Origin of the sequence: Bradyrhizobium sp. (genome assembly GCF_049581145.1) — a bacterium.
Classification (GTDB): domain Bacteria; phylum Pseudomonadota; class Alphaproteobacteria; order Rhizobiales; family Xanthobacteraceae; genus Bradyrhizobium.
The window spans coordinates 1-3322 of the sequence record NZ_JBAURI010001026.1 but is presented as its reverse complement, the minus strand read 5'-3'; the positions used below and the strand labels follow the sequence as shown (position 1 = coordinate 3322).

General features: G+C 65.9%; 3 protein-coding genes. All 3 read right to left on the bottom strand.

Annotation, left to right across the window (positions count from 1 at the left end; genetic code table 11):
- Nucleotides 1–87 precede the first annotated feature (87 nt).
- Nucleotides 88–810: a tetratricopeptide repeat protein gene (locus WCB02_RS33220; protein ID WP_423965071.1), complete on the bottom strand. Its 723-nt coding sequence runs from the start codon at nucleotides 808–810 to the stop codon at nucleotides 88–90.
- 401 nt (nucleotides 811–1211) lie between these two features.
- Nucleotides 1212–2060 carry a F0F1 ATP synthase subunit gamma gene (locus tag WCB02_RS33215; RefSeq protein ID WP_423965069.1) on the bottom strand — a complete coding sequence of 283 codons (849 nt, stop codon included), beginning with the start codon at nucleotides 2058–2060 and terminating at the stop codon, nucleotides 1212–1214.
- Nucleotides 2060–3322: F0F1 ATP synthase subunit alpha (locus WCB02_RS33210; protein WP_423965067.1), on the bottom strand; the 1263-nt coding region annotated here is incomplete at its 5' end. The genes WCB02_RS33215 and WCB02_RS33210, both read right to left, overlap by 1 nt.

The following is a 3322-nucleotide window of genomic DNA, read 5'->3' as shown; positions in this document are numbered from 1 at the left end:
GTAGAGATAGGCGCCGCCCGCGATGGCGCCTGGCAGCAGCGTTTCAACGAGCAAAAGGCGTAAGATCTTCATCGCAATTCCCCCGAACTAAAAGCCGAACCGTTTGCGCAGTCCCGGGGGCACCTGGTCGAGCAAGCCGTCCACGTCGTCCTTTTTCAGGGACTTGCCGGGGACGTTGCGCGGATCTGCCGAATTGCTGTTCGGCCGGATCGCGGATTGCGCCATCGGAACGGCGGGTGCCGGTGGCGCCTTCAGGGCGGCCGGCGGCGGGTGAGCCAGCGGCGCGGCGCGGGTTTTGTCGGCATACGGAGCTGGCGTCTGCGCGGGCGGAGCCTGAGACGGCGTCGCGGTCGCAGCGGCGTGCCAGCGCAGGGCATCCGTTCTGGCCTGGTTGACCTGCTCGGACGTCATCTTGCCTTCGAGCACGGCCATCAGCTGGCGCGAGCCGTTGCGGAATTCCTCCACCTTGGTGGCCGCGCTGACGATGTAGGCGCATTTGTAGGCGCTGACATAGTCTCTCGGAACGCCACGTCCGATCGCGTAAAGGCCGCCCAAAATCAGCATGGCATGCGAATGGCCCTGATCGGCGGCGCGTGAGAACCAGCGGAAGGCTTCCTCATCGGATCGCGCCAGGCCGACGCCCGCGGAATAGAGCGCGCCCAGATAGAACTGCGCGCTGTCGTCGCCCGACTGCGCCGCTTGCAAATAGCGATTGGCCATGTCGCGGTCCGATGTCGGATCCGCGAGGGCGCTGCCGGCCCTGGCCAGCAGCGTGATGCAACAGACGATCGCGACAAGAACCCGTCTCATGACACTCTCTGCATCTGCGCCGTGCCCGAAGCCCGAATCGAGCGACGGCGGCATTGCATCGACTCGCAGTTTTGTCGGCACCAGCTTTCGCGGGGTTCAATTTCCAGGGATCGAGGACAGCGCGGCGCGCGAAAATATCTGCACGGAATAGTTGATCGGGGTCAGCTCTGTGGGTTTTGTCTGGTCTGCAGATGTCGAGCACACGCGCAGTCTGCGCGAATTGTCGAGCGGTTGCGTGTTGGACGCGACCCCGCATGTCGAACGGCGGGCAATCGAACCGCCGCTGGGATGCTCGCTGGTCAATACGGCTGCTCCGGGCAATCAACCGTGATGAGCATCACGTCCAGCGATCGACGCACATCTTTGTCCCGGCCGGACCTGCGTCGGCCTGCCGCCATCGTTCAACGGCGCCGCAACGCTTCCGTCCCGCTCGCAAGTTCGATGATCTCGCTGGTGATTTCCTCCTGGCGCAACTGCCGCTCCCGTTGCGACAGTGTGTTGAGCTTGTCGCCGATATTGGACTTGGCCGCCGTCATGGTCATCATCCGCGCCTGGTTTTCGGTCACATAGGCGTGCATGGCGGCGTCGCAAAGCTGAGCGTAGACATATTCCGCCGTCAGCCGTTCGAGCAGATCGTGCGGAGGCAGTGTCGTCAGCGGCGGCAGCCGGTTGCCCGGCTGTGGGAAGCGGCTCAAGTCAAGCGGCAATAGCGAGCGCCGTTCGATCTGGATGCCGCCGCCCGCGGTCGAACGCGACACCACGATCTCAATCTTTGAGATCGTGGCTGCGGCGATGTGCTGGTACAGGGCATCGGCGATCCGATTGGCGAGGGAAGGGATGGCGTCGACATGGGTTGCCATGGCGGCGGTCCATGACGGGCTCAGGCCGCGCTCGCGCGCCACGATCTCGCCGCGCGTTCCCACGACAAAGGTGAGGGCATTAGCGAGTTCGGCTGCTGCGTGCTCGAAGAGATGCTCGCTGAATGCCCCGGCAAAACCCTGCTCGGCGCAGAACAGCACCAGGGCGGTTCTGCCATGCGCCCTGGACGGGTCCATGACAGGCGCGCCCAGCATGGTCAGCGCCTGCCCAATGGCGCGGGAGATCACCGCGTGATAGGCCTCGATCCCGGCAAGCAGCGAACGTCCGCGCTGCGCCCGCGACGCGGCAATGCCGCGCATCGCCGTGACCACCGCCTCCAATTGACGAACATTCTGAATCTGGGTTGCGATGTCGGCCAGCCGTTCGGCCATCATCCGCCTCCCGCATTGGCCGGCCTGATGCTGGACGCCAGCGCCGACAATTCGGCCGCGAGCTTGGCGCGGTCGGAGCCGTCCAGTTGCCCGGTTCGCTCGATCGCGTCCACCACCGCTTTCGCCTTGCTGTCGAGCCAGGGCGACAATTCGCGGCGAAATCGCGCGATGTCATCGAGCGGCACGGAATCAAGTGCGCCGGTCTGCAGCGCCAGCACCAGCGCCACCTGGTCGGCGAGGCGGATCGGCGCATATTGCGGCTGCGTGAGCAGGCCGCGGATGCGGCGGCCGCGCGCGATCTTGTCCTTGACCTGGGTGTCGGTCACGCCGCCGAAGCGGGTGAACAGTTCGAGCTCGAGGAACTGCGCGTAATCGAGGCGGAGCGCATGCGCGGCCTCCCGCAAAGCCGGAGCCTGGGTCTTGCCGCCGACCCGGCTGACGCTGGTCCCGACATCGACGGCCGGCTTCTGGCCTTCGTGGAACAGCCGCGCGTCGAGCACGATCTGGCCATCGGTGATGGAGATGAGGTTGGTCGGGATATAGGCGCTGAGGTTTCCGGCATCGAGTTCCGCGATCGGCAGCGCGGTCAGCGAACCGCCGCCTGTGGCCTGGCTGAGCTTGGCCGCGCGCTCGAGCAGCCGCGCATGAACGTAGAACACGTCGCCCGGATAGGCCTCGCGGCCGGGCGGCTGATGGGTCAGGAGGGCGATCTCGCGATGGGTGGCGGCATGCTTGGTCAGGTCGTCGATCACGACGAGGGCGTGCCGGCCGCAATCCCTGAAATATTCGGCCATCGTGAAGGCTGTGAACGGGGCGATCCACTGCAGGCCGGGAGCCGACGACGCGCTGGCGATGACGAAGATGCAGCGCTGGGGCGCGCCATGCATCTGCACCGCCTGGATCGCCCGTTTCACGGTCGACGACTTCTGGCCGATTGCGACGTAGACGCAGATGATGTCGCTGGATTTCTGGTTGATGATGCAGTCGAGCGCGACCGCCGTCTTGCCGATCGCCCGATCGCCGATGATCAGCTCGCGCTGGCCGCGGCCGAGCGCGAACATCGTATCGATCACGAGGATGCCGGTCTGCACCGGTTCGCTGACAAAGTCGCGGTCAATGATGGCCGGCGCGGCCCGTTCGATCGGCTCGAACCCTTCCGCCTCGATGGCCCCGCCGCCATCCAGTGGGCGCCCGAGCGGGTCGACGATGCGGCCGAGCAGCGCGTCACCGACCGGGATCTCGAGCAGGTGGCTGGTGCGGCG

Excerpts from the sequence above, each read along its gene's own strand:
- WCB02_RS33220 (WP_423965071.1), bottom strand. The coding sequence starts at position 810 with ATGAGACGGGTTCTTGTCGCGATCGTCTGTTGCATCACGCTGCTGGCC.
- WCB02_RS33215 (WP_423965069.1), bottom strand. The coding sequence starts at position 2,060 with ATGGCCGAACGGCTGGCCGACATCGCAACCCAGATTCAGAATGTTCGT.